This window comes from Pedobacter sp. GW456-11-11-14-TSB4 (genome assembly GCF_059424425.1).
In genome coordinates this window covers 353,998-376,757 of sequence record NZ_JBWKZK010000003.1, presented here as the reverse complement: position 1 = coordinate 376,757, position 22,760 = coordinate 353,998, and the positions used below count along the sequence as shown (strand labels likewise).

25 protein-coding genes and 1 riboswitch are annotated in these 22,760 nt (G+C 33.8%); of the genes, 7 read left to right on the top strand and 18 right to left on the bottom strand.

Features of this window, described 5'->3' with window-relative positions; translation table 11 throughout:
* The first annotated feature begins 97 nt into the window (after positions 1–97).
* From AC07XU_RS13355 to AC07XU_RS13345, 3 genes are read left to right on the top strand one after another with little or no spacing between them, the layout of a single operon-like run.
* Complete coding sequence (locus tag AC07XU_RS13355) at positions 98–1,471, top strand: MATE family efflux transporter (RefSeq protein ID WP_494944124.1); 1,374 nt, start codon at positions 98–100, stop codon at positions 1,469–1,471.
* Positions 1,468–2,604 carry a cytochrome-c peroxidase gene (locus tag AC07XU_RS13350; protein ID WP_494944123.1) on the top strand — a complete coding sequence of 379 codons (1,137 nt, stop codon included), beginning with the start codon at positions 1,468–1,470 and terminating at the stop codon, positions 2,602–2,604. The genes AC07XU_RS13355 and AC07XU_RS13350 overlap by 4 nt, the downstream gene beginning before the upstream one ends.
* Before the next feature lie 39 nt (positions 2,605–2,643).
* Positions 2,644–3,003: a response regulator gene (locus AC07XU_RS13345; RefSeq protein WP_494944122.1), complete on the top strand. Its 360-nt coding sequence runs from the start codon at positions 2,644–2,646 to the stop codon at positions 3,001–3,003.
* 2 nt (positions 3,004–3,005) lie between these two features.
* Here AC07XU_RS13345 and AC07XU_RS13340 read toward each other — a convergent pair whose 3' ends face one another.
* From AC07XU_RS13340 to AC07XU_RS13285, 12 genes are all read right to left on the bottom strand, one after another.
* Positions 3,006–3,167, bottom strand: a complete 162-nt coding sequence (locus AC07XU_RS13340) for a hypothetical protein (RefSeq protein WP_494944121.1) — start codon at positions 3,165–3,167, stop codon at positions 3,006–3,008.
* A gap of 66 nt (positions 3,168–3,233) precedes the next feature.
* Positions 3,234–4,352, bottom strand: coding sequence for a DNA polymerase IV (gene dinB, locus AC07XU_RS13335; RefSeq protein WP_494944120.1), 1,119 nt, complete (start codon positions 4,350–4,352; stop codon positions 3,234–3,236).
* Positions 4,352–5,296, bottom strand: a complete 945-nt coding sequence (locus AC07XU_RS13330) for a hypothetical protein (protein ID WP_494944119.1) — start codon at positions 5,294–5,296, stop codon at positions 4,352–4,354. The genes dinB and AC07XU_RS13330 overlap by 1 nt, the downstream gene beginning before the upstream one ends.
* Positions 5,297–5,323: 27 nt before the next feature.
* Positions 5,324–6,067, bottom strand: a complete 744-nt coding sequence (locus AC07XU_RS13325) for a hypothetical protein (protein ID WP_494944118.1) — start codon at positions 6,065–6,067, stop codon at positions 5,324–5,326.
* Positions 6,068–6,105: 38 nt separating this feature from the next.
* Positions 6,106–6,789, bottom strand: a complete 684-nt coding sequence (locus AC07XU_RS13320; RefSeq protein ID WP_494944117.1) for a pseudouridine synthase — start codon at positions 6,787–6,789, stop codon at positions 6,106–6,108.
* 63 nt (positions 6,790–6,852) lie between these two features.
* Positions 6,853–7,725 (bottom strand): carboxypeptidase-like regulatory domain-containing protein, encoded by an 873-nt coding sequence (locus AC07XU_RS13315; protein WP_494944116.1) that lies wholly within the window; start codon positions 7,723–7,725, stop codon positions 6,853–6,855.
* 53 nt (positions 7,726–7,778) lie between these two features.
* Positions 7,779–8,681, bottom strand: coding sequence for a histone deacetylase family protein (locus tag AC07XU_RS13310; RefSeq protein ID WP_494944115.1), 903 nt, complete (start codon positions 8,679–8,681; stop codon positions 7,779–7,781).
* Between the two features lie 3 nt (positions 8,682–8,684).
* Positions 8,685–9,545: a bestrophin family protein gene (locus tag AC07XU_RS13305; protein WP_494944114.1), complete on the bottom strand. Its 861-nt coding sequence runs from the start codon at positions 9,543–9,545 to the stop codon at positions 8,685–8,687.
* Positions 9,546–10,829 carry a kynureninase gene (gene kynU / locus AC07XU_RS13300; protein ID WP_494944113.1) on the bottom strand — a complete coding sequence of 428 codons (1,284 nt, stop codon included), beginning with the start codon at positions 10,827–10,829 and terminating at the stop codon, positions 9,546–9,548.
* Positions 10,830–10,895: 66 nt separating this feature from the next.
* Positions 10,896–11,381, bottom strand: a complete 486-nt coding sequence (locus tag AC07XU_RS13295) for a pyridoxamine 5'-phosphate oxidase family protein (RefSeq protein WP_494944112.1) — start codon at positions 11,379–11,381, stop codon at positions 10,896–10,898.
* Between the two features lie 61 nt (positions 11,382–11,442).
* A complete protein-coding gene (locus AC07XU_RS13290) occupies positions 11,443–12,048 on the bottom strand; it encodes a DNA-3-methyladenine glycosylase (protein ID WP_494944111.1) in 606 nt (201 codons plus the stop codon).
* Complete coding sequence (locus AC07XU_RS13285) at positions 12,041–12,538, bottom strand: GAF domain-containing protein (protein ID WP_494944110.1); 498 nt, start codon at positions 12,536–12,538, stop codon at positions 12,041–12,043. Before AC07XU_RS13285 ends, AC07XU_RS13290 begins: the two co-directional genes overlap by 8 nt.
* Before the next feature lie 135 nt (positions 12,539–12,673).
* Here AC07XU_RS13285 and AC07XU_RS13280 point away from each other — a divergent pair, with 135 nt between their 5' ends.
* The 3 genes from AC07XU_RS13280 to AC07XU_RS13270 all read left to right on the top strand — a co-directional run bounded on the left by AC07XU_RS13280 (position 12,674) and on the right by AC07XU_RS13270 (position 16,180).
* Positions 12,674–14,842 carry a S46 family peptidase gene (locus tag AC07XU_RS13280; protein WP_494944223.1) on the top strand — a complete coding sequence of 723 codons (2,169 nt, stop codon included), beginning with the start codon at positions 12,674–12,676 and terminating at the stop codon, positions 14,840–14,842.
* Between the two features lie 88 nt (positions 14,843–14,930).
* Complete coding sequence (locus tag AC07XU_RS13275; protein ID WP_494944109.1) at positions 14,931–15,179, top strand: hypothetical protein; 249 nt, start codon at positions 14,931–14,933, stop codon at positions 15,177–15,179.
* Between the two features lie 362 nt (positions 15,180–15,541).
* Positions 15,542–16,180, top strand: coding sequence for a hypothetical protein (locus tag AC07XU_RS13270; RefSeq protein ID WP_494944108.1), 639 nt, complete (start codon positions 15,542–15,544; stop codon positions 16,178–16,180).
* A gap of 5 nt (positions 16,181–16,185) precedes the next feature.
* On the opposite strand, the gene AC07XU_RS13265 is transcribed toward AC07XU_RS13270, so the two are convergent.
* From AC07XU_RS13265 to AC07XU_RS13240, 6 genes are all read right to left on the bottom strand, one after another.
* Positions 16,186–16,647 carry an RES family NAD+ phosphorylase gene (locus AC07XU_RS13265; RefSeq protein ID WP_494944107.1) on the bottom strand — a complete coding sequence of 154 codons (462 nt, stop codon included), beginning with the start codon at positions 16,645–16,647 and terminating at the stop codon, positions 16,186–16,188.
* A 2-nt stretch (positions 16,648–16,649) separates the two neighbouring features.
* Positions 16,650–17,081 carry an antitoxin Xre-like helix-turn-helix domain-containing protein gene (locus tag AC07XU_RS13260; protein ID WP_494944106.1) on the bottom strand — a complete coding sequence of 144 codons (432 nt, stop codon included), beginning with the start codon at positions 17,079–17,081 and terminating at the stop codon, positions 16,650–16,652.
* 55 nt (positions 17,082–17,136) lie between these two features.
* A complete protein-coding gene (locus tag AC07XU_RS13255) occupies positions 17,137–17,826 on the bottom strand; it encodes a Dph6-related ATP pyrophosphatase (protein WP_494944105.1) in 690 nt (229 codons plus the stop codon).
* Positions 17,819–18,511: an SIR2 family NAD-dependent protein deacylase gene (locus AC07XU_RS13250; protein ID WP_494944104.1), complete on the bottom strand. Its 693-nt coding sequence runs from the start codon at positions 18,509–18,511 to the stop codon at positions 17,819–17,821. Before AC07XU_RS13250 ends, AC07XU_RS13255 begins: the two co-directional genes overlap by 8 nt.
* A gap of 69 nt (positions 18,512–18,580) precedes the next feature.
* The gene (locus AC07XU_RS13245) at positions 18,581–19,153 is read right to left on the bottom strand and encodes a DUF6580 family putative transport protein (RefSeq protein ID WP_494944103.1); all 573 of its coding nucleotides are present in this window, start codon (positions 19,151–19,153) and stop codon (positions 18,581–18,583) included.
* Positions 19,154–19,212: 59 nt separating this feature from the next.
* On the bottom strand, positions 19,213–21,081 hold the full coding sequence (locus tag AC07XU_RS13240; RefSeq protein ID WP_494944102.1) for a TonB-dependent receptor plug domain-containing protein: 1,869 nt from the start codon (positions 21,079–21,081) through the stop codon (positions 19,213–19,215).
* 93 nt (positions 21,082–21,174) lie between these two features.
* Positions 21,175–21,365: riboswitch (cobalamin riboswitch) on the bottom strand.
* 86 nt (positions 21,366–21,451) lie between these two features.
* Here AC07XU_RS13240 and AC07XU_RS13235 point away from each other — a divergent pair.
* Positions 21,452–22,702 (top strand): serine hydrolase, encoded by a 1,251-nt coding sequence (locus tag AC07XU_RS13235; protein WP_494944101.1) that lies wholly within the window; start codon positions 21,452–21,454, stop codon positions 22,700–22,702.
* Positions 22,703–22,760 lie beyond the last annotated feature (58 nt).

The window sequence follows — 22,760 nt, the reverse complement described above, 5'->3', positions numbered from 1 at the left end:
CAGAGAGTTAATTTATAAAAAACGGCTATCCTCAATTATCATTAAATTTTAAAGAATAAGTAAAAGATTACAAATAAAAACATCAATTTTGTAGGGTATGTTACAAACTTTTTTAGCCAAATATAAACCTTACTACAAAGAAAACTTAATACTTGCCTTGCCCATTGTGGGTTCGCAAATTGGCCATATGGCTGTACACATGGCCGATAGCATTATTGTTGGTCAGTTTGCTGGTACTGTACAATTAGCTGCCGTTTCTTTGGTAAACAGTCTTTTCATGTTAGTTTTAGTTTTAGGTTTAGGTATTTCTTATGGCTTAACACCGCTAATTGCACAAGCTAATGGCAGAAAAGATAACAATGAATGTGGCCGATTGCTTTCTAACAGCTTAATAATTAACATTATAACCGGCATATTTTTATATTGTTTTATACATTTTGGTACGCTTGCTGTAATTAATAATATTGGGCAATCTCCAGATGTGGTTTTTCATGCCAAACCGTATTTAGCCTACCTTTCTTTATCTATTGTGCCGCTAATGATTTTCCAAACCTTTAAGCAATTTGCTGAGGGTTTAGGATTTACATTACAAGCCATGCTAATTTCTATTTTTGGCAACGTAATTAATATTGTAATTGGCATTGTGTTGGTTAGAGGCATGTTTGGTTTTGAAGCAATGGGGGTTTCTGGGGTTGGTATTAGCACATTGATAGACAGAACTTTAATGGCAATAGTAATGGCTTTGTATGTGCTAAAGTCTAAAAATTTTAAAATATTTTTAAAAGAATTTAAAATTTACGCAATAGATAAATTACGCAGCTTAGCAATTATAAGAATTGGCGCTCCGGTTGCCATGCAATATATTTTTGAGATTAGCGCCTTTAGTGGTGCAGCTATAATTATTGGCACCATAGGCACGGCTGAGCAAGCTGCACATCAAATTGCTATAAATTTGGCGGCTTTTACTTATATGATTGCAAGTGGTATCGCATCATCAGCAACCATTAAAACCGGAAATTATTTAGGGCAGCGTAGTTTTACAGATTTGCGCAGATCTGCAATTGCAAGTTACCATGTTGTAATTTGTTTTATGGTATTTACGGCCTTACTTTTTGTTTTAGCAAATACAATTCTACCTTATATTTACACCAAAGACACAGAAGTAATTGCTATTGCTGCTCAGTTGCTTATTATAGCAGGATTTTTTCAGCTGTTTGATGGAACCCAAGTTGTTGGTTTAGGGGTTTTACGTGGCATTGGCGATGTAAATGTTCCAACCATCATCACCTTTTTATCTTATTGGATTATTGGGATTCCAATAGGTTATATTTTAGGTTTTCATTTTAATTTAGGTGAAAAAGGAATTTGGTACGGATTAACTTTCGGTTTATTGACCGCATCTATTTTATTGTTTTTTAGGTTTCAATTTAAAACAAGGCTGTTGATACAGCAAAAAGTAGATTTAGAGTGAAAAAGTTTGTTGCAATTTTAACATTGGTTTTTAGCTTTTTATTGGTGTTATCTTTTAGATCGATAGATTTTATTGGCAATGCAGAAACTGTAGATTCATTACGCAAAAGATATAGTGAACCAATTGATAAATGGCCAAAACCAACAATAGATAAAGGAATTAACTTTTTAGAGTTTGGTTTAGTTCCAAAAATTTCAATTGATTTAAGTATTGATAGCAACAGAAACAGAGTTGAATTAGGTAAAATCTTATTTTTTGATCCTCGATTATCGGCATCTAATGAAATTTCGTGTGCAAGCTGCCATAAACCAGAGTTGCATTTTACAGATGGTTTGGATGTTTCTTTAGGCCATAAAAAGGCGAAAAATACACGCAACTCTCCTAGTTTAGAAAACGTAGCTTTTTACAAGCATTTGTTTTGGGATGGAAGAGCTCAAACATTAGAAGAGCAAGCAAACGGACCACTTTCATCTGAAATAGAAATGCACCAAGACATGAAAGTTTTGCCTAAAAAACTAAGCAAAATTAAGGGTTATCGTAAACTATTTCTCGCTGCGTTTGGTGATGAAAAAATTGATAATGATCGCGTACTTAAAAGCATAGCTGATTTTCAACGAACGCTAACAAGTGGCAATTCAGATTTTGATAAATTTCTTTTAGGAGATAAGCAAGCGCTTACTGACCAACAACTTGTTGGTTTAAATTTATTTAGAACAAAAGCCAGATGCATGAATTGCCATTTTGGACCATTATTTACCGATCAAGATTTTCATAACCTTGGATTGTCAAATTTTGGTGAAAAAAATCAAGATTTAGGAAGATATTTGGATACCAAAAAACCAGAAGATGTAGGTAAGTTTAAAACTCCTGGATTAAGAAATGTAATGAAAACAGGCCCATGGTTTCATAATGGAACAGTAAGTAGCATGGAAACTTTAATGGGTCTGTATAACATGGGGATGCCTTTTCCGGCATTTACATTGGCGCAATTAGATGATCCTCTTTTACCAAAACATGATAAATTATTAAGGGGAATTAGATTGAGTAATGGCGAAATTAAGGCAGTTATTGCATTCCTTCATTCGCTTTCTTCTCCAACTCCAAAAATGGATGTACCAAAGCTACCCAGATAATTTTGTTATATTTGTAAACTAAATGATCATTCCTCTTAAATGAAAAAACGCATTCTTGTAATAGAACATAACAAAGATATTCTTGATCTTATTTCTTTGGTTTTAGTTGATGCCGGCTTTGAAGTGGTAGCTTCTATAAATGATAAAGATATTTTAGAACAAGCTATTAGTATACAACCAGATGCGATATTATTAGATATATTAAAAGTAACTGATGAAGGTACAGAACTTTGCAGAAAGTTTAAGGATGTTCATGAAACTTGTCACATACCGGTAATTGTGTTGTCTACACACCCTCAAATCCATAAAGTTAAAGATGTTTGTGCAGACGACATTGTAGAAAAGCCTTTTGATATTGATGCTTTGTTAGAAACATTGGAAGATCAACTCAAATCTTAAGATTAGATTTTAAGATTTTGATCGTTTTTATCAGGAGTTAGCTCCTTTTCATTAAGTTCTTTCTCTAAGTTTTTTTGATCTTTTTTATTTCTCTTGATTACAAAAACTATAAACAAAGCAATTGCTACAACCAATACCGAAATTACAATTACATTAAACTCCATAAAATTTATTTTTGTGGTTACAACGTAAATATAGCTATTTAGTTTGGCTTTAAAATTAACTAAATATTAAATTTTATCCATATCAGGAAACAGAGATTGCTGATAACCTTCAAATTTATCTCTCATTTTAATTTCTCCAAAATTCGAAAAACCGACACCAATTAGTCTTACTTTTTTACCCTCAAAATCGGTGTTCGCCAAAATTTTCTTACAAACTTCAAGGGCTTGACTAATATCTGTGATGGGTACTGCTAGCGAAAAACTTCTGGTGATTTGTTTAAAATCAGCAAACTTAATTTTTACAGTTAATGTTCTTCCGTAAATTTTATAACGCTCTAATCGTGCAAAAGCAGATTGAGCTACTTTGGTTAAATATTCTTCTAATTCCTCACCTTTATCTAAATCTTCAGCAAAGGTATCCTCGGCACTAATAGATTTAATTTCATGATGAGGTTGAACTGGCCTATTGTCAATTCCACGAACAATGTTGTAAAAAAACTTTCCGCTCTTGCCAAATAATTGCGTAAGTCTTGCTTCGGTTTGTTTCTTTAAATCTAATCCGGTATGCAAACCTTGTCTCTTCATTTTTTCTGCTGTTACCTTTCCAACTCCATAAAATTTCTCAACGGGTAGCTTTTCCATAAACTTTTCCATTTTAGATGGACCGATGAAGGTTAAACCATCTGGCTTATTCATGTCTGAGGCAATTTTGGCCGTAAACTTATTGATAGAAACACCTGCTGATGCAGTTAAATTCAACTCCTCTTTTATCGCTTGTTTAATTTGTTCGGCAATGGTAATGGCAGAGCCGATGTTGAGTTTGTCTTCGGTAACATCAAGATAAGCTTCATCCAATGATAAGGGCTCAATTAGATCGGTATATCTGCTAAAAATTTCTCTAATCTTTTTCGAAACATCTTTGTAAGCATCAAATCTTGGTCTCACAAAAAGAGCATACGGGCAAAGCTGTTGCGCTTTTTTGCTTGTCATGGCAGATTTAATACCAAACTTTCTGGCCTCGTAACTTGCGGTTGCAACTACACCACCTCTACCTTCTGGCGAGCCACCAACCACCAAAGGTTTACCTCTATATTCTGGAAAATCACGCTGCTCAACCGAAGCATAAAAAGCATCCATATCAATATGGATAATTTTTCTAACCTCAAGAGCGTTTTGCTTTTCCATTACTTCAATATATAATTTTCGTAAACCCTTTCGCTCCAAAAATTATAATTCTTGTCCTGAAAATTTGTAGCCCTAAAAATCAAATCAATAAAACCATTTTTTTCTACCAATACCGTATGAAAAATTTTAGCCTCTGGATTTTTAATTAAACTAAAGGATACACTCTGATTATTATCATTAAAATTTAACCTATCGGGAAGATTTATTTCCTCAAGTTTTAAATCATTAGCCATTAATTTGCTTCGATACCATGTTCCGCCAGTTGGCGATACAAGAGGTTTACCATTGTAAACAACTACACTATCATTATAAGCTATCACTTGCAAAAACTTGTTTTTAGTAATTATCCAATTTTTAAGCTTCGTTCGATGTTTTTCAGTTTCATAAGCATAGGTGGCATCTAAAAAACCAATACGTTCTATATAAACTGGAATTTGATTTTGGGAATTGATGTAACCAAATATGAAACTACCTCCACCACTGTGACCGCTTAAAATAAGTTGTGGGTTTAGCTTTTGGTAACGGTTCAAAATTTTAGTTACTATTTTGTTGATTTGCTCATCTGCATCGTTAAACTTACGGCGCCATGCTGGCCAACTGTTCAAACTATTTTCGGCATAAACAACAATATAATTTGTATTTACACCTGTACTGCGAATAAATTGTGTTTGTGCTCCAATATGCTGAATATTGAAATGCCAATCGTCTCCTTCTGCTAATTGTTTACCAAAAGTTTGGGCGGTAGTATTGCCATTTGGCAACGCATAGAAGATAATTTTTGTAGGGTTATTTGGCTTCAATTCCCAAGGTTCATCAATAATTAATCTTACACCACTATCTAATCTTAGCGCTCTCAACGAATTAAATTTTTGATAGAAATTGACTTGAGCCGAAATTTGTGCATTTAAGCCCACTATTAAAAACAGTATTTGTAGCCATCTCATGCTAACAAATTTACAATTAAAGTCTTATTATTTTTTAGGTGCTCTACCTAAATTAACTACCGCTCCGATACTAAAAACAGAGTGACCAGCATTTAAAAATTTACGGCTTTTTAAGCCGAAATTACTGCCACTTGTGTATTGTAATTGAACTTGATCACTTAAAATCATTCTGGTAAAAAATACAGGCTCGATAAAAATATTATCTTCATTAGCTTGCAAAATCCCATTTCTATAAAAATTATTGGTGTTAATAAAACTCATCCGCAATGCGGTGCCATAATTTAGACCAAAATTGGCACCAAACAATCTTAAATTGCTTCTGCGTTTAGAGCTATAATTAACCTGGATAAACTTCTTATCGAAATTCGCTTCTTGCCTGTCAGATCCAATTAATAAATCGTTGTTATCAAATGTTTTAAAAAGGCGATCACTTTTACCGCTACCCAAGCCTCCGTAAATTTCTATTATTCTATTATTGTCTGGTCCGAAAGTATTAAAGTAACCAGCTCCAATTTCAATGGCTTTATTTTTAACATCTTTTCTTGTAGCTTCATTTTGCATAAAAGAACCGTTTGCAATTACGGCAACATGATTAGTAACCGCATAAGCAGAGTTAAAATTGAAATTTCCTTTTAATGACATGTGTGCCCCCGCAGCAATTTCACCTTGCGTAGTTAGCATTGGTGTGTTTGGCACACTTGGCATGTAGATAGAGGAACAGCTACTTAATACAACAGAAAGGAGGATAATGGCGAGTAAATTTGCTTTCATATGCTTCTTTAAACTCAATAGTTGAGCCAAATATTGTTTTAGGCAGTAAAATTCATCATTTTCATTACCCTTTTAAACTCATCATGTAGGTTTGCCTGTAGCTTAATCTGTTCTCCCGTTACTGGATGTTTAAAAGAAAGTTCAGCAGCATGCAATAACATGGTAGTCATCTCAAATTCTTCTTTAAAAAACTTATTCTGTTTGTTGCAGCCGTGTTTTCTATCGCCAATTATAGGATGAAAGATATGCGCAAAATGCCTACGTAATTGATGCATCCTGCCAGTTTTAGGTGTAGCCTCTACCAATGAATAGCGAGATGTAGCATGCTTTCCAAAAGCTACATCAATTTCGGCACGTTGCAAGGTTTTAAATGAGGTAAATGCTTCTTGCATGTTGCCATTTTCTTTAGCTAGCGGATAATCGATGTCCAATTCATCAGGAGCGAAACCTCTTAAAATGGCCAAATATTTTTTAGTTACTTCGCTTTCCTGAAACTGCTTGTGCATGGCTATTTCTACTTCTTTTTCGAAAGCAAATAAGAGCAGACCACTTGTTTTTCGGTCTAAACGATGTACAGGACTAACATGTTTACCAATTTGATCTCTTAATATTTGCAAAGCAAATTCTGTTGCATCATTTGCTATTTTAGAGCGATGAACCAATAAACCATGCGGTTTGTTGATGGCGATTAAATGTTCATCTTGGTAAACTATTTCTAACATTTGGCGAAGGTAAGGATTTTGGTGCAATGTAAATCTCCAAATGATATCCGAGGAAGAATGTATCTATTTCTTCTTCGAAAAATCGATGTTCTTTTTAAAAGCCTTTTTTATCTCCATTACAATTACCCCATTTGCAGCTTTTGAACCGTAAATTGCAGTAGCGTTTGCGTCTTTTAATATTTCTAACTTTTCTATCCATTCAGGATTAATTTTAGCTATTTGAGCACTATCGGCAATGCAACTTTGTTTACCAGAAATGATTACATAAAGTGGCTGATTACGAGGAGTTACCGAATGTATTCCGCCCATGATGATGTGTTTATATTCATTTAAACTCACTTGCATGTTATTACTTATCAATTTTTCAGCAGGTTCATATCCAACTGCTTCAAAAACAAGCATTTCATTTTTAAACTCTTCTCCTATCTTGATTTCAAAATTCCCTATACTATCAGTAACTGCCATTACATTATTAAAGTTTTTATACTTCACCTTAACATTCTGAAGTGGTTTACCCGACTTTGCGTCAATAACATTACCTTTTGCTACTTCATTATCTTGAGTTTTGGCATTTGAATTATGTTTTTCTAATGCTTTTGAATTAGCATTATCTGCGATCTGAAAATCTGAAAAATGATGCGCCTTGGTTTGATGTGGAGTAATTAAAGCAGCACCAAAAGCAATTGGCAATAACCAGTTCCAATTGGTTTTTTGTGGAGGTAACACCAATTCTCTATGTAACTGAGTTGAAAGTAATCTTCCGCATACATCATCTCTTTTATGCTTGAAAAATTCAATTAACTCTTGATCGGTTTTATCAGTTAAATCAATAACATTTTTAGCACAGCTGTCGCAAAACTTACCTTTTTTAGTAGTTTTCATGTCATCCCAGTTTTCTGAACAGGAATTAGTAGAGATGAGTTGTAATTTTTTCAATTGCTATAAGGTTTTAATCATGATGGTCGAGTGAACCTTATTCCATAAACAAACTACATAAAAAGATCTCTCGCTACTCTAAAAGTATTACAATGTGCATCAACAATTATTTTTATATCTTCAGAATAACCACCTCCCATGCTTACCTGCACCGGAACATTATATTTTATACAAGCCTCAAAAACCATTTGATCGCGTTGTTTACACGCATTTTTGCTTAAAGCCAATTTACCCAACTTATCGCTTGCCAAAACATCAACCCCCGATAAATAAAATACAAAATCTGGTTTGTGCTTTTCGAATGTGATTTGTAGAGCTTCACTCAGCTTACTTAAAAATTCTTCATCTCCTGTTTCATCAGCCAATGCGATATCTAAATCTGATTGTTCTTTTCTGAAAGGAAAATTTTTATCGCCATGCATAGAAAATGTAAAAACGCTTGGCTCATTTGCGAAAATTTGTGCAGTTCCATTTCCTTGATGCACATCTAAATCAATAATTAAGATCCGATGAGCTAAGTTATTATTTAAAAGATAGTTCGCTGCTATTGCCTGATCATTTAACATGCAAAAACCTTCGCCCCAATTGCTGCCCGCATGGTGTGTACCACCGGCCACATTAAAAGCTACTCCAAACTGTTTTGCATAGCTCGTACAATCAATTGTACCTTGTGCAATTCTAATTTCTCTTTCTACCAATTGCGCATCAAGCGGAAAACCAATTCTTCGTTGTTCTTTATAAGGTAAGGTTAAATTTTTAAGAGCTAGCCAATATTCAATATCATGAGTTGCTACAATATCTTTTTCAGGTAAAGCATTTGGAGCAAAAATATTGGCTGTTGTTATCGTTCCTTCATGCAATAATTGTGCAGGGATTAACTCGTATTTAAGCATCGGAAAACGATGGCCTTCGGGTAAAGGGTGAGCATAAATAGGGTGATAAGCGATCTTAAGCATATACTAACTTAATATTTCTCCTACATGCTTTTCAATGTTATTGCAAATGGTATCAACTGGTAAATCATTAGCATCCATCCCAAAGGGGTTTTCAATTTCCTCGGCAATTAACTCTAAACTGGCCAATACATACAATATAAAGGGTACAATAGGCACCACGAAATAACCTAAGCTAAAAACCCATCCGATAGGCAAGGTTAAAACATAAATGAAGATGAACTTTTTGATAAAAGCGCTGTAAGAATAAGGTATTGGTGTGTTTTTAATTCTTTCGCAACCGCCACAAATATCAGTAAATTGGTTGGCATCGTTGCTTAACGTGATCAACTGCTCCTGTGTAATTTTACCAGCCCTTTGTAAGTCATACAATTTGGTAAACATGCTTCCAGCAATTTGGTTCGGGATGTGTTTACCATCCTCTACCTCTATTAAAAAGCTATCCTTACCAAAATATTGTTTCTCTCGCAAATGCTCTTTTAACGCAAAGGCATATTTCGGAATACCATATTTAAAAAATTCATTTTCCTCGGGTCCTAAATTGAGGGCTTTAATTTTAATCGCAAAATTTCTGCTTACATTAGTTAAAGAACCCAATAATCTTCTACCTTCCCACCATCTATCGTAAGAGGTATTTGTTCTAAAAACCAACAGCATTGATATCACAAAACCCAAAAGATTATGCATCATACCAACGTTTTTAATGTATGTAGTTTCTGCTAGTTTTAAATAATTCAATTCAAAATATGCAATGATCGCAGAAAATGCTGCAATGGTCAACATCAACGGCCATAATTTTCTAAAGGTATCTGCTTTGTGAATGTGAAAGATAAAACTTACCCATTCTTTAGGATTGTAATTGATCATTTATAGCGATTGACTGATTTTTAACAATAATTCTCCAGTTTTAAAAACATCTTCAAAACTGTTATACATCGGCACCGGACTAAGGCGAATAACATTTGGTTCACGCCAGTCGCCAAGTATGTTATTGGCTACTAAAGCATCAAAAATTTGTTTACCATTAGCCTTGGCGATGATAGAAACTTGAGCTCCTCTATCTTCCACTTTTTCAGGTGTTATGATTTTAAATTGCTCCTGCCCCAACTCTTTATTTACCTGATTGATAAGGTAAAATAGATAAGATGTTAAAGTGATGCTTTTACTTCTAAGTTTCTCTATAAAACCTGCCTTTTCAAATAATTGAAGTGATGCATGGTATAAAGCCATTGGCATAACTTGGGTGCAACTTACTTGCCAACCATCAGCTCCGGCTTCTGGCACAAACCCTTTTTCCATTTTAAAGCGTTGCGCTTCTTTGTAACCCCACCATCCTGCAAAGCGATGTAATGTTTGATCTGTAAAATGTTTTTCGTGTACAAAAATCGCACTAATACCACCTGGACCAGCATTTTGATATTTATAAGAACACCAGCAAGCAAAATCGATATCCCAATCATGCAACTGAAGAGGAACATTACCTGCTGCATGTGCCAAATCAAACCCAACAATAGCACCTATTTCATGACCAGCCTTTGTTATTGCAGGCATATCAAACCATTGACCAGTAAAATAATTAATGCCCCCAAATAATACCAATGCAATCTCATCAGCATTATCTTTTATTGCTTTTAAGATATCATCAGTCCTTAATGTATATTCTCCTTCTCGTGGTTTCACCTCAATAATCGCATCTGCGGGATCAAATCCGTGGAAACGAACTTGGCTCTCAATAGCATATTGATCTGAAGGAAAAGCACCGCCTTCCATAATGACTTTATATTTTTTCGCCTTTGGCTGATAAAAACTTACCATTAACAAATGAAGATTAACGGTTAAGGTATTCATCGGACAAACCTCAGAAGCCTTAGCACCCACAATGGGCGCCATCAGGTTTTTAAGCTCTTTGTGGTAAAACATCCAAGGAGAATCGCCATCAAACCAACCTTCTACAGCTAAGTTTTGCCAATTATTTAATTGCACATTTAACACCTCTTTAGCCACTTTAGGTTGTAACCCTAAAGAGTTACCACACAAATAGATAAAAGGTTTACCATTATGCTGTGGAAACAAGTATTCATTTCTCATTTCACGTAGCGGATCTTGTTGATCTAAGCCTTGTGCAAATGCTAAATTGTTCTCAAAATTCATATTTCAATATTAACAAAAAAAAGCCTAACCCTAAGGCTAGACTTTTCATTCATAAATCATTTTCTATTAAAATTTAATTTTTTCATGCTCACCCATATCTGGTGTATCACCTGTTACAATAGCTTTAAGCATTTGAAATGCTACAACCATTTTGCTTGAAGATGAATCCCAGTATTCGGCAACCGATGGAGTAACTTTTATTAAAATTAAGTTAGGATCATCTGCACCTTCTGGAAACCAAGCCTTAACAAATGGAGAGAAATAAGCTTCTTTTCTAGTTTGATCATCAACCAACTCAGCTTTTCCGTTGATATAGATGTAGGTATTATTTGATGGATCGCTATAACCCAAATTAACTTCGTTATCCTTTGAAATTTCTTTTGATTTTGGCGAATATTCGTTTGTAAAGAACCAGATACTGCCATCATCTTCAATTTTTGCAGTTCCCATAGGTCTACTGTGAAAACCATCATCAGTCAGGGTATTGAACATGCAAATTCTTACTTTTTCTGCCATTTCTTTCAATATGGCTATATTTTTTTCGTTTTTCATAGCTTTTGTTTTTATACTAAACAGCAGCGGTTGCGAAAAGTTTTTTTAGTAAAAAGTATGATTAAGAATTTGGTTTGCTTACAAATTGATTTCCTTTAATGTAAAATCGCCATGGCAACAATGCATGATCTTCTGCATAAGCAACGCCTACCCTTGGCGAAGAGATAATTTGAGAATCAGAAAAATGTATTCCAACATCTTCAATCCAGATTTCATCAGCTATTAAATCTTTCGCGTTTAAATTTTTATCAATACCCAACGCTTGAGCTAAAGCACCTGGTCCTGAGGTAATTCGTGAAGCTACCTTTGGCATCTTTCTCCTTTCCAACATGGTTGATACACCGTCTATAGGCTCTAACCCTCGGACTAGAACAGCAAGAGGATTACCTTCTACGCCAGTAACTACATTAAAAAGATAGTGTATGCCATAACATAAATACACATATGAAACGCCACCTGCTTTATACATAGTAGATGTTCTAGGCGTAAATCGACCGTTATAAGCATGCGAAGCTTTATCAATAACACCATTATAGGCCTCTGTTTCTACAATAATTCCGCCAGTTAATTTGCCATCAATAAAAGTTAATAGCTTTTTACCCAATAACTGCTTGGCTAAACTAATTACATCTTCTTGTTGGTAAAAAGAAAGCGGTAATTTAGGCATCTAATAAATTAATAATTTGATTTAAATACTTGCCATCAACTTCATCAAAGTGAGCAAGATATTCACTATCAACATCTAAAACACCAATGATGTTTCCATTATTATAAACTGGCAATACGATTTCAGATTTTGATGCAGAAGCACAAGCAATATGACCTGGAAATTCATCCACATCGGGCACTATTAAAACCTCGTTCTGCAACCAAGATGAACCACAAACACCTTTACCTTTTTTAATTCTTGTACAGGCAACAGGCCCTTGAAATGGCCCCAAAACTAATTCTTGCCCGCCTGCAGGTGAGGCATCGTTTTTAACCAAATAAAAACCTACCCAAAACCAATTAAATTGCTCTTTTAAAGCCGCACAAATGTTTGCCATGTTCGCAATTTGATCTGTTTCTCCATAAAGCAATGCTTCAATCTGCGGAATTAGCGATTGGTACTGTTCTTCTTTGCTGCCAGTTTTGGCAATTGTTAAATCTTCGGCCATGCTACAAAGTTAGTAAATGATTAAATAATAAAAATCTGCGAAGAGTAATTAACATCTCTAAGACTATTCAACAATGGATGATAACATCCTATAAAATTATTAGCTTTGAAATTTACCAGTATAACACACAATATGATGAACAAGAAAACCTTATTAATTACTTTAATCTTAATTGGCGGATTTATACAGTTTGGCTACAATTTTAGGGAAGAAGGAATGTTTCCGCTAAGCGAAATCAGTAAAATTGATTTAAAGAAAGCGGGGTTGAAAATCGAACCGAATGAAGTTTATAATCCTAATGGAATAAGTTTAGTAGATGCTTTGGTAAATGTGGGAGGTTGTACCGGCTCATTTGTATCAAACGAAGGATTAATCATTACCAATCACCATTGTGCATTTAGTGCAGTGCAATTGGCTAGCACCCCAGAAAATGATTATTTAAATAATGGATTTGTAGCTAAAACAAAAGAACAAGAAATTGAAGCAAAAGGCTTAAACTGTCGAATTACTGATAGTTATGAGGATGTATCTGATAAAGTATTAGGTGCTGTAGCTCAAATTGATGATCCCGCCACGAGATTACAGGTAATCAATAATGCGATGAAAAATCTAGCGCTGGAGGCAGAAAAAAATGATCCGAGCATAAAAGCTGAAGTTTCTGAAATGTTTATTGGAAAAAGTTATGTGCTATTTAAATACAAAACAATTTTGGATGTTCGATTGGTGTATGTACCCAACAGAAAAATTGGTGAATATGGCGGAGAAACTGACAATTGGGTTTGGCCTCGTCACACAGGCGATTATTCGTTCATGCGAGCTTATGTAGCTAAAGATGGTAAACCAGCCAAATATTCAAAAGACAACATCCCCTACACGCCTAAAAAGTTTTTAAAAGTAAATCCGGCAGGAACTACGGAAGAAGATTTCGTATTTATTCTAGGGTATCCAGGTAGAACATTTCGCCATCGCCCTGCACAATTTATAGAATATCAGCAGCAATATCTGTTACCATACACTTCAGAATTATACGATTTTCAGAACAGTACGATGGAAAATGTAGGCAAAAAAGATAAGAGTACTGAACTTAAGTTAGCCACACGAATAAAAAGAAATGCCAACGTGATGAAAAATTACAGAGGCAAATTGAAAGGATTAAAAGACATTGATCTTGTTGGACAAAAAATACAAGAGGATGCAGATTTAGCACAATTTATAAATAACAATATTGATTTAAAAGCTAAGTACGGCAACTTAATGAATGATATTGATCAGTTATACAAACAAATTAATGGTGATGTTTACAGAGACATGTGGTTGGGACAAATTTATACTTCAACGAGCTTACTTAATGTTTCTAAACAGATTAATGGATTTAAAAGCGAACTGGATAAATTGCCAGCATCTCAGAAAGAAACCTTCTTTAAAAACAACATTGATAAACTTAAACAGAGTTTGAATGTAATTTATGATGCTTTTGATGTAGATGCAGATAGAAGGATTTTTAAGAAGATGATGACAGATGCTGCAGTTTTTAGCTCCAATCAAAGGGTAACTGCGGTTGATAAAATAACCAGTAAAGGCTCTAGTAATGAAGCCATGGTTAATGATTTTATTAACGACACTTTTGGATTAACTAAGCTAAAAGATAAAAACTATGTTGATAACAACATCTTAAAGTCAGCTAAAGCCATTAGTGATTACAACGATGGATTATTGCTATTTGAAAGAGATATCGCCAAACAAATTGCAGAGCTTAAGCCAGAAAAAGATAGACGAGACGGCGTGTTAAATAAACTAATGGGCGACTACGTAAACGTTAAAGAGAAGTTTTTGAAGAAGGATTTTATTCCAGATGCCAATAGCACATTGAGATTAACTTATGGATATGTGAGAGGCTATTCTCCCGCTGATGCTAGCTATATGGCTCCTTATACTTCTATCAAAGGTATTTTAGAAAAAGGTGCAAGTGGAAATCCAGATTTTGCTTACCCAAGTGTGATTAAAAATTTATGGGAGAAAAAAGATTTTGGGCCTTTTGCTAAAAAAGAATTGAATGATGTACCCGTAGCTTTCTTGTATAACATGGATACCACAGGGGGAAATTCTGGCTCGCCAATAATGAATGCCAATGGAGAATTGATTGGGGTAAATTTTGATAGGGCTTACGGGGCCACCATAAATGATTACGCTTGGAACGAAAAGTACAGTCGCTCTATCGGGGTAGATATTAGGTATGTTTTATGGGTAGCGTCTAAAATAGATAAAGCAGATTTTCTGCTTACAGAAATGGGAGTAAAACTGTAATCAAATAACTTAATTTTTAAGCAGATCATCATTGGAAAATCCAGTCTGATGATCTGCTTTTTTGTAGTATAATTAAATCAAAAAATAAATGAGAATTATTGCCGAATTACCACATCCAGATTTTAAGATAACCTTGTTCAATATGAACCAAAAATACATTGTAAAATTTGAACAAGGACAACTTGAACAAAGCTATAAATTATCTGAGTTAGACTTAACCGGAGGAGGAGCTAACGAAGTGTTTGAAATAATTGATGACGAGTTTTTAGCTACAGTAACAGAGCGATTTAAGTCGATGAGATCAGATTTTTCTGCAGCATACAAAAGACAGCAGTAAAACTTCAAGTAAAAAACGTAACTTGCTGTATATTAATAAAAATAATCAGTTAACAGAATTTTATTTTGAGTTTAAGGTGATATTTTCATGGATTATAAATCATTATCTAAACAAAAATATAACCAAAAATCAATTAACTAACTGTAATATAAATTTTTATATGTTACTAAAGAATAATATTTGGTATACTAAAAATACCAAATAATTAGGAGGTTTGGCAATTAATGCCATACTAATCTGCATTTCTTAGATGAGCAATTATAAGCTAAAAATAAAATTTTTAAAGCAAGCTAATATTATAAATTAATGCGCTTAAAACAAAATCTCCACTCTTTTGTTGTTGGTGTAAAATCTAAATTAACATGAAAAAATATTTTTTATCAATAACATTTTCTGCTGCATTAATTTTAGCAAATTATTCATCTAAAGCTCAGGAAACTTCAGTTAGACCAGACAAATTATATACCATGAGTGGGCTAGGATTTGCTTTCCCAGTAGGTGAAACTTCTGATTATTTTAAACCCAAATTTTCTACTTCAATAGGCATAAATTTAGGCTTAGGAAATGGAGGTTTTTTTCTTTATCCGAAGGCTAGTTTACATGCATACAGTTTCAATGAACTTACACCAGATGCTGGCTATAATGTTGCACTACAAAAAGGCAGAGCTACCACATATTTATTAAATATGGCTTTAGGCTACAGAAAAATTACTGGTAAGTTTGCTTTCTACGGTTTTGCAGGTGGCGGCGGTGGAATAATCTTAACACCACGAGCTACAGTTAATGCTGCTACATCACAAGTAGAGCTAGACAACAAAAGCAATGGTATGGGAATGATAGAAGCTGGAGCAGGTACAGAATATAATATTGGAGGTGCTGCTTTATTTATTGAAGCAAGTTTTATGAATGGATTTAGCAAAATTCAGAACAGAAATTTTATGGCAGTTCCATTGAGTGTGGGTATCAAACCTAATCTTAGTAAATTGTTTAATAAGAAATAATATCCCTATTGTGATAGTAGATTGAGCAGTCGATATTCGGTTGTAAAATCTACTATCTCATTAAATAAAATTTGATCAAATTGTTTAGACCTTACATTAATGATCAAATTGAACTCTTGCTGAATAATAGCAGATGGCACTGTAAAAGCCAAAACATTTTCATCAGCCAATAATTGCTGACCTAACCATTGAGAATATTCAATATCATCAATCCAATCCCTTTTAAGTTTATTTACATCGACTTTAAAAATTAGATCATCAGGTATTTTTAAACTAAGCAAAGTCAAATTACGCATCTGTTCGGCTCCCTTTGCGTGAATAAATTTTTCTAAAAAAGCCAGTGATATGTGATTACTGGTATAGATGCATGGAACATTAACTTCATTCCACCTACCTCCAAATAATTTTGCCCCAACTCCTTCTCTATCATTGATAAATTTTTTATCGGCAATTCGGTAAGCAATCATATTTATATATATACACCGTAAGCCATACGACCAAGTTCATTGCTGATAAGTTTAACACCCCAAAAAGACTTTAGTGATGAGAAGTTGAGCGTATGTTGTAAAACTTGTTTAGATGCTATTAACCAACTTTTAACCTTCTCTGGTGTTTCAAAAATTGATAGCGCTAAATTAGCCATGTTATCAAGCTGCTGAAGATGCTCTGCATACAAAGCCTCAAATGGTTTATTATCTTTAATGTAGCGCTGCAAAGTACGATCGCTGATGTGTAAAATATCAGCCCATTCTGCTTGGCTAAATAAAAGTTTTTTGCTGAGTGCTTCGAATTTATCAATGGTAAATTCTATTAATTTAGCACTTGTAACATATAATACTTCTGGCTCAGAAGCAATTGTTAAACTACTTGAAATAGGTTTATCGTAAATAAGAGATTTCATTGCTAAATATTTTGTCTTACCAATTTACGACATTTTTCGTGTTTTTTAAATTTTATTAAAACAAATCTATAAACCAATATCCAGTAGGTATTTCTCTCCCGTTAGGATTTGGATATGTTTTATATACTCGCTCACCAATTTTAAATCTAACAGGCTCAGAAAACATTGGTCCGTCAAAAACGAACGTATGGAACTCGCCATTCTCTCCACAAGGATCTATCCCATCTGGTAAATCATCTAAAAAAGACTGGTCGATAACCCTACCACAAAAGTCTTCTAAACCATCCTTTGCACAAACCACAATTGTTCGGTAACCTAAACTAATAAACTCCTTAATCAAGCTTAAACTATCGTCCTTCCAAAGTGGGAATACTCCATCTAACCCAACTTTTTCAAGCTGTTTTTCACGATATAGTTTTAAATCTTCTAAAAAAATGTCGCCAAATATGGAATGACTAATCCCTTTATCTTTTAAAATATTCATTTGCTTACCGAGTTCAGTTTCATAATTTTCCATGCTCACCATTTCTGGTAACTGTACTTGTATGAGTTCAAAACCTAAACTCTTAGCCTGTTGAGTAAGCAAACTAGTTCTAACACCATGCATCGAAATCCTGTTAAAGGTTTCATTAACCGTTGTCAACAAATATTTTATATCGAATTGATCATCTTCTAAAACACGATGAAGTGCTAAGCAACTATCTTTGCCTCCACTCCAATTAAAAACAGCTGGAATTTTATTCATTTTCAGTAAGCAGTTGATAAACTTCTTTTAATCCAACAATTGCTGATTTTTCTATTTTAATGATATTTTTAACATAGCTGATAGATGGCACTTTAGGGTCTATGATATATTTAGGCACATCTTTTTGAACAAAATCAATCAGTCCTGCTGCCGGATAAACAACCAAAGAAGTACCAATTACCAGAAAAATATCTGCCTGCTCACAAATCATTGCTGCAGTTTCAATCATAGGTACCGCTTCTCCAAACCAAACCACATGGGGCCTTAACTGCGAACCTAACTCACAAAAATCTCCCATTTTAATCATCTCGCTAGTTAGCGGATAAATTAGATTAGGATTGAGATCTGATTGAGAAAACGTAATGATACCGTGTAGGTGTGTAATTTGTGTAGAACCTGCCCTTTCATGTAAATCATCAATGTTTTGTGTTATGATATAAACATCAAAATACTCTTCAAGCTTTGCTAAAATTAAGTGAGCCTCATTTGGTTCTGCATCTAAAACTTGTCTTCTCCTTTCATTATAAAATTGCTGCACCAAATCAGGGTTTCTTTCCCAGGCTTCTGGCGTAGCTACATCCATAATATTGTATCCTTCCCAAAGACCATCACTATCTCTAAATGTTTTTAAACCGCTTTCTGCGCTTATGCCTGCTCCCGTTAAAACAACTAATCTCTTTTTCATTTTACTAATTTAACAAAAAACCCTTCTGCATTAACTACAGAAGGGTTTAAAATATTGTTACCAGATAAACTAAGCCTTGCCGAAAGACAAAACTGTATACTTAGCTTTTAAAGCTTCAAAAGCTCCAAACATTAATGCAGCATAACCTAATGTTGAATATAGAAAGATACGTTCAAATGGTATTGCAGCAACCAAACAAGCCCAAAATCCAGCTAAAGTTTGCGGATAAGTTGTTGAGCCTAACCAAACACCAAAATCAGATACAATCCAATGAATAAAAACAGCAATAAAGCTTGCTCCTACTACATTTTGAATATTTACTTTATTGATATATAATTTACCTACTAAAACCATTAAAATAAAAGCAATGTAAGTATAATACCAACCTTGGTAAAAGCCATAATCAACTCCCATGGTTAGTACCAATCCTAAATCACTCAAAAACAATACTAAAATAGGCAAAGCAAATGCGTAAACCTTATTTTTAAAATATGCACCTCCAAATAAAGCAACCGCTCCTAATCCAGAGAAGTTTGCAATTAATTTAAAATCAGGAGAAAGTGGTGCTATAACTCTTAGGCCAATTATAATTAGCATAAATAATAGTAATACCGCTGTTCTGTAGCTAGACTTAGTTTCCATTTATATTATTTGTTGAATTGCAAAATTAGGTTTTTAAACGCTGAATAAAAAATTGTGGCTTATTTAAAATTGAAAGTTACTCCAGCATTCATGTTAAAGCCCATTGTACTGTAACCAATTATTTCGGTATATTTTTCATTGGTGATGTTCTTTAAATCTACAAAAACCCTCATGCGCTTTTTTGAAAATGCATATTCAGTATAAAAATTAAATAATTGATATGAATCTAAAACTTTATTTACAGATGGGAATGAACTAAAATCACTATCTACTCTATCTCCTGTAAACTTATAATTTGCACTCATGTATAAATTAGATGTTGCTTGAAAGCCAGCATTAATACCATAAGTGTTTTTTGGTCTTCTTAACAATACATCAGAGATTAAACCATTATTTATTTGCTCACCTTCTACATAAGCATAGTAGCCATTAATTGTCAAGCTTTTAAACTTTACACCTGGCTCTATTTCAAAACCTTTGTCATTTTGCTCATTTTGGTTGATATAACCATTCGAACCATAAATTATGGCATCGTCCATGTTTCTTTTAAATCCAACAAGTCTTAAGTTTACAACATCGTTAAACAAATTTAAGGTAGTTCCAACTTCGTAATTGATTGCCTTTTCTGGTTTAAGATTTAAGTTTGCACCGAACTGACCGAACAACATATCTAATGTTGGAGCTCTAAATGAAGATGAAACTGTACCAAACAATTTAATTTGATTAGTAACATTAATACTTGGTGATAATGCATAGGTAAAATTTTCTCCATATTTATTATGTTTATTGTATCTCCCTCCAATTTCTAAATTAAAAACACTTAAATCGTGCAAAAATAAAGACCCGTAAGAGCTGAATAAATTTGCCGAAGGTTGTGTTAAGCCGGTAGCTTTAAATTGAGTTACTGATGTTTCTCTATTTTCAATACCTAGAAGAAGATTTAACTTTTCGTTTAGGTTTTGATTATAAAACAAATCAACAAGGTTCATTTTACCTTCGTAATCGCCACCATACTGGCTCACATAATTTCTTTTTGTATTTTGATGACTATAGTTTAAAGTAAACTTTCCTTGATCTAATAAGTAAATAGCATTTAAACCAGCATTTATATTTTTAGAGGTCGATGTGTTATTTGCATCAGTAAATGCATTATCATCGTAATCAAATTTACCTTCAAAATACCTTACAAATGGATTTAAACTTAAACGTTTATCAAGTTTTAAAGAGAAATTCGCATTCAAGGCATCTTGTTTAACGCCATCTTTATCAAAAGGTTGTGAGTTTGATGGCGGATTTACTGCTTCAGAAATTCCATCAGTTCTTAAGTGAGAATAGCTAAGGTTATAAGTAAAATTATCTATTTTGCTACTTAAACCGATTTGGCCTTTATAAGTTTCATAACTTCCGGCAGTTGCCACTCCGTAAACATTATTTCCTTTTACACCATCTTTTTTTGTAATGATGTTGATTACACCGGCAACGGCATCAGAACCATAAATTGTAGATTGGCCTCCTCTTAAAATCTCAACACGTTCAATTTGATCTATAGCCAATAAACGTAAATCAAATGCTCCAGTTCCCGATGGATCAGTTGCTAATACCCCATCAATTAAAACTACTGTATACGCACTTGCAGCACCTCTAAAGAAAACGCTCTTTTCTTTTCCTGCATTGCTACCAGCACCAACAACGTTAATACCTGCTTGTAAATTTAACAATTCTGCAAGATTACGCCCACTGCTTTTAGAGAGCTCCTCAGCTGTAATTACTGTTACAACCTTACCGGTTTGCGATTGTTTTTGATCATTCTTAGTAGTTGAAATTACTACTTCTCTTAATTTTTCTGCATCTTGTGCAGAAGCGATTTTCCCAAATAGGGTCAATTGTACAAGTCCTAGACCTGCAGCAATTAGTGTTTTTTTGTTCATTGTTGTGAGTTTTATACACACAGCAACAGAATCAGAATAGAAATGAGGTACAAATAAATAGTCCCACTCCTAGCTTCAATCCCCGAAAGCTATGAAATTATAATGCTAAAGGCAGGTCTTCTGACTTGCTCCCGGTTAACCGCCTTCCCATCCCGCAGTTGCGGAAAAGTGGCAATAGATTTGTAACCGTTAATAGAGCTTACAGCTGCGGGACAGTTACGGATTTACACCGTATTCCCTTTTAATCTCGATATTACTCGAGAACCAAAAGCGGTGCAAATGTAGCTAAATAAGCGAAAGTCGCAAATAAATATATTTTAAGCGGGTATAAATAGCATAAAACCATATCTTTAAAATTTAAATTTTAGCTATGATAAAATTATTCATTTGCCTAATATCAATAATAAGTTTACCAGCAATGGCACAAAAAACAGACACCTCATTTTTGCAACAGTTAATGCAAAGCAAGCCAGAACTTTTTTCCAAAATATTAAATCACCCCAATAAAAACGAGGTGCAGTTAATGTATACTCAAGTTAATAGAGATAAAAATAACAAACCATCATTTAAAACTTATAGTTACAACCTCGATAAAAAAAGATATTTCTATCCGGCAAGTACGGTTAAGCTTGCATCGGTAATTTTTGCTTTAGAGAAAGTAAATGGTTTAAAAACAAAAGGTGTAACTGCTTACACAACTATGTTAACAGATAGCAGTTATAAAAGCCAAACTAATGTTTTAACAGATAAAAGTGCTGCTAACGGCAAACCAACAATTGCTCATTACATTAAAAAGATTTTGCTAACAAGCGATAACGATGCTTTTAACAGGTTATTTGAATTTATTGGCAGAGCTGAAATTAACTCGAAGTTAAAAAAATACGGCATGACCGATAGTAGAATTTTAAATCGTTTGGCCATAGGCGATGGTGGCGAAGCTGCTAAAAATACCAATCCTATTGATTTTTATGATGGAGAAAAACTCATTTATCACCAGGATGCGCAATATGACACGAAAGACTACCCATTAGAATTAACAAATTTAATTGTTGGTAAAGGCTATATTGATGCAAACGAAAAGTTGATTAACGAGCCTTATAGCTTCGCTGATAAAAATGTTTTTACTATAGCAGATCAACAATTATTAATGATGAAATTGATGATGCCTGAATCGTTCGCCAAAAAAGATAGATATAACTTAACGCCCGAAGATTATCAATTGATTTACACTTACATGAGTAAGTTACCTACCGAAAGTAAAGAACCAAAATATGATGAAAAGGAATTTTGGCCCACTTATGCCAAAATGATCTATTATGGTAGAGATAAAAAAGCAGTTGTAGATGATGATATTAGAATTTTTAATAAGTACGGCGATAGCTACGGATACATTATAGACAATGCATATTTCGTTGATTTTAAAAACAAAGTTGAGTTTTACTTAACTGCGGTAGTTCAATCTAATGAAGATGGAATTTATAATGATGGAAAATATGAGTATGAAACTGTATGTTATCCGTTTATGAAAAACATTGGACAAGAAATTTACAAATACGAGCTTAATAGAAGCAAAAAGCATTTACCAGATTTAAGCAAATACAAAATGGTTGATAAGTTTTAGTATTTATTAATACTAGCTATAAGGGCAACCTTTTTGGTTGCCCTTGATATTAAAAATT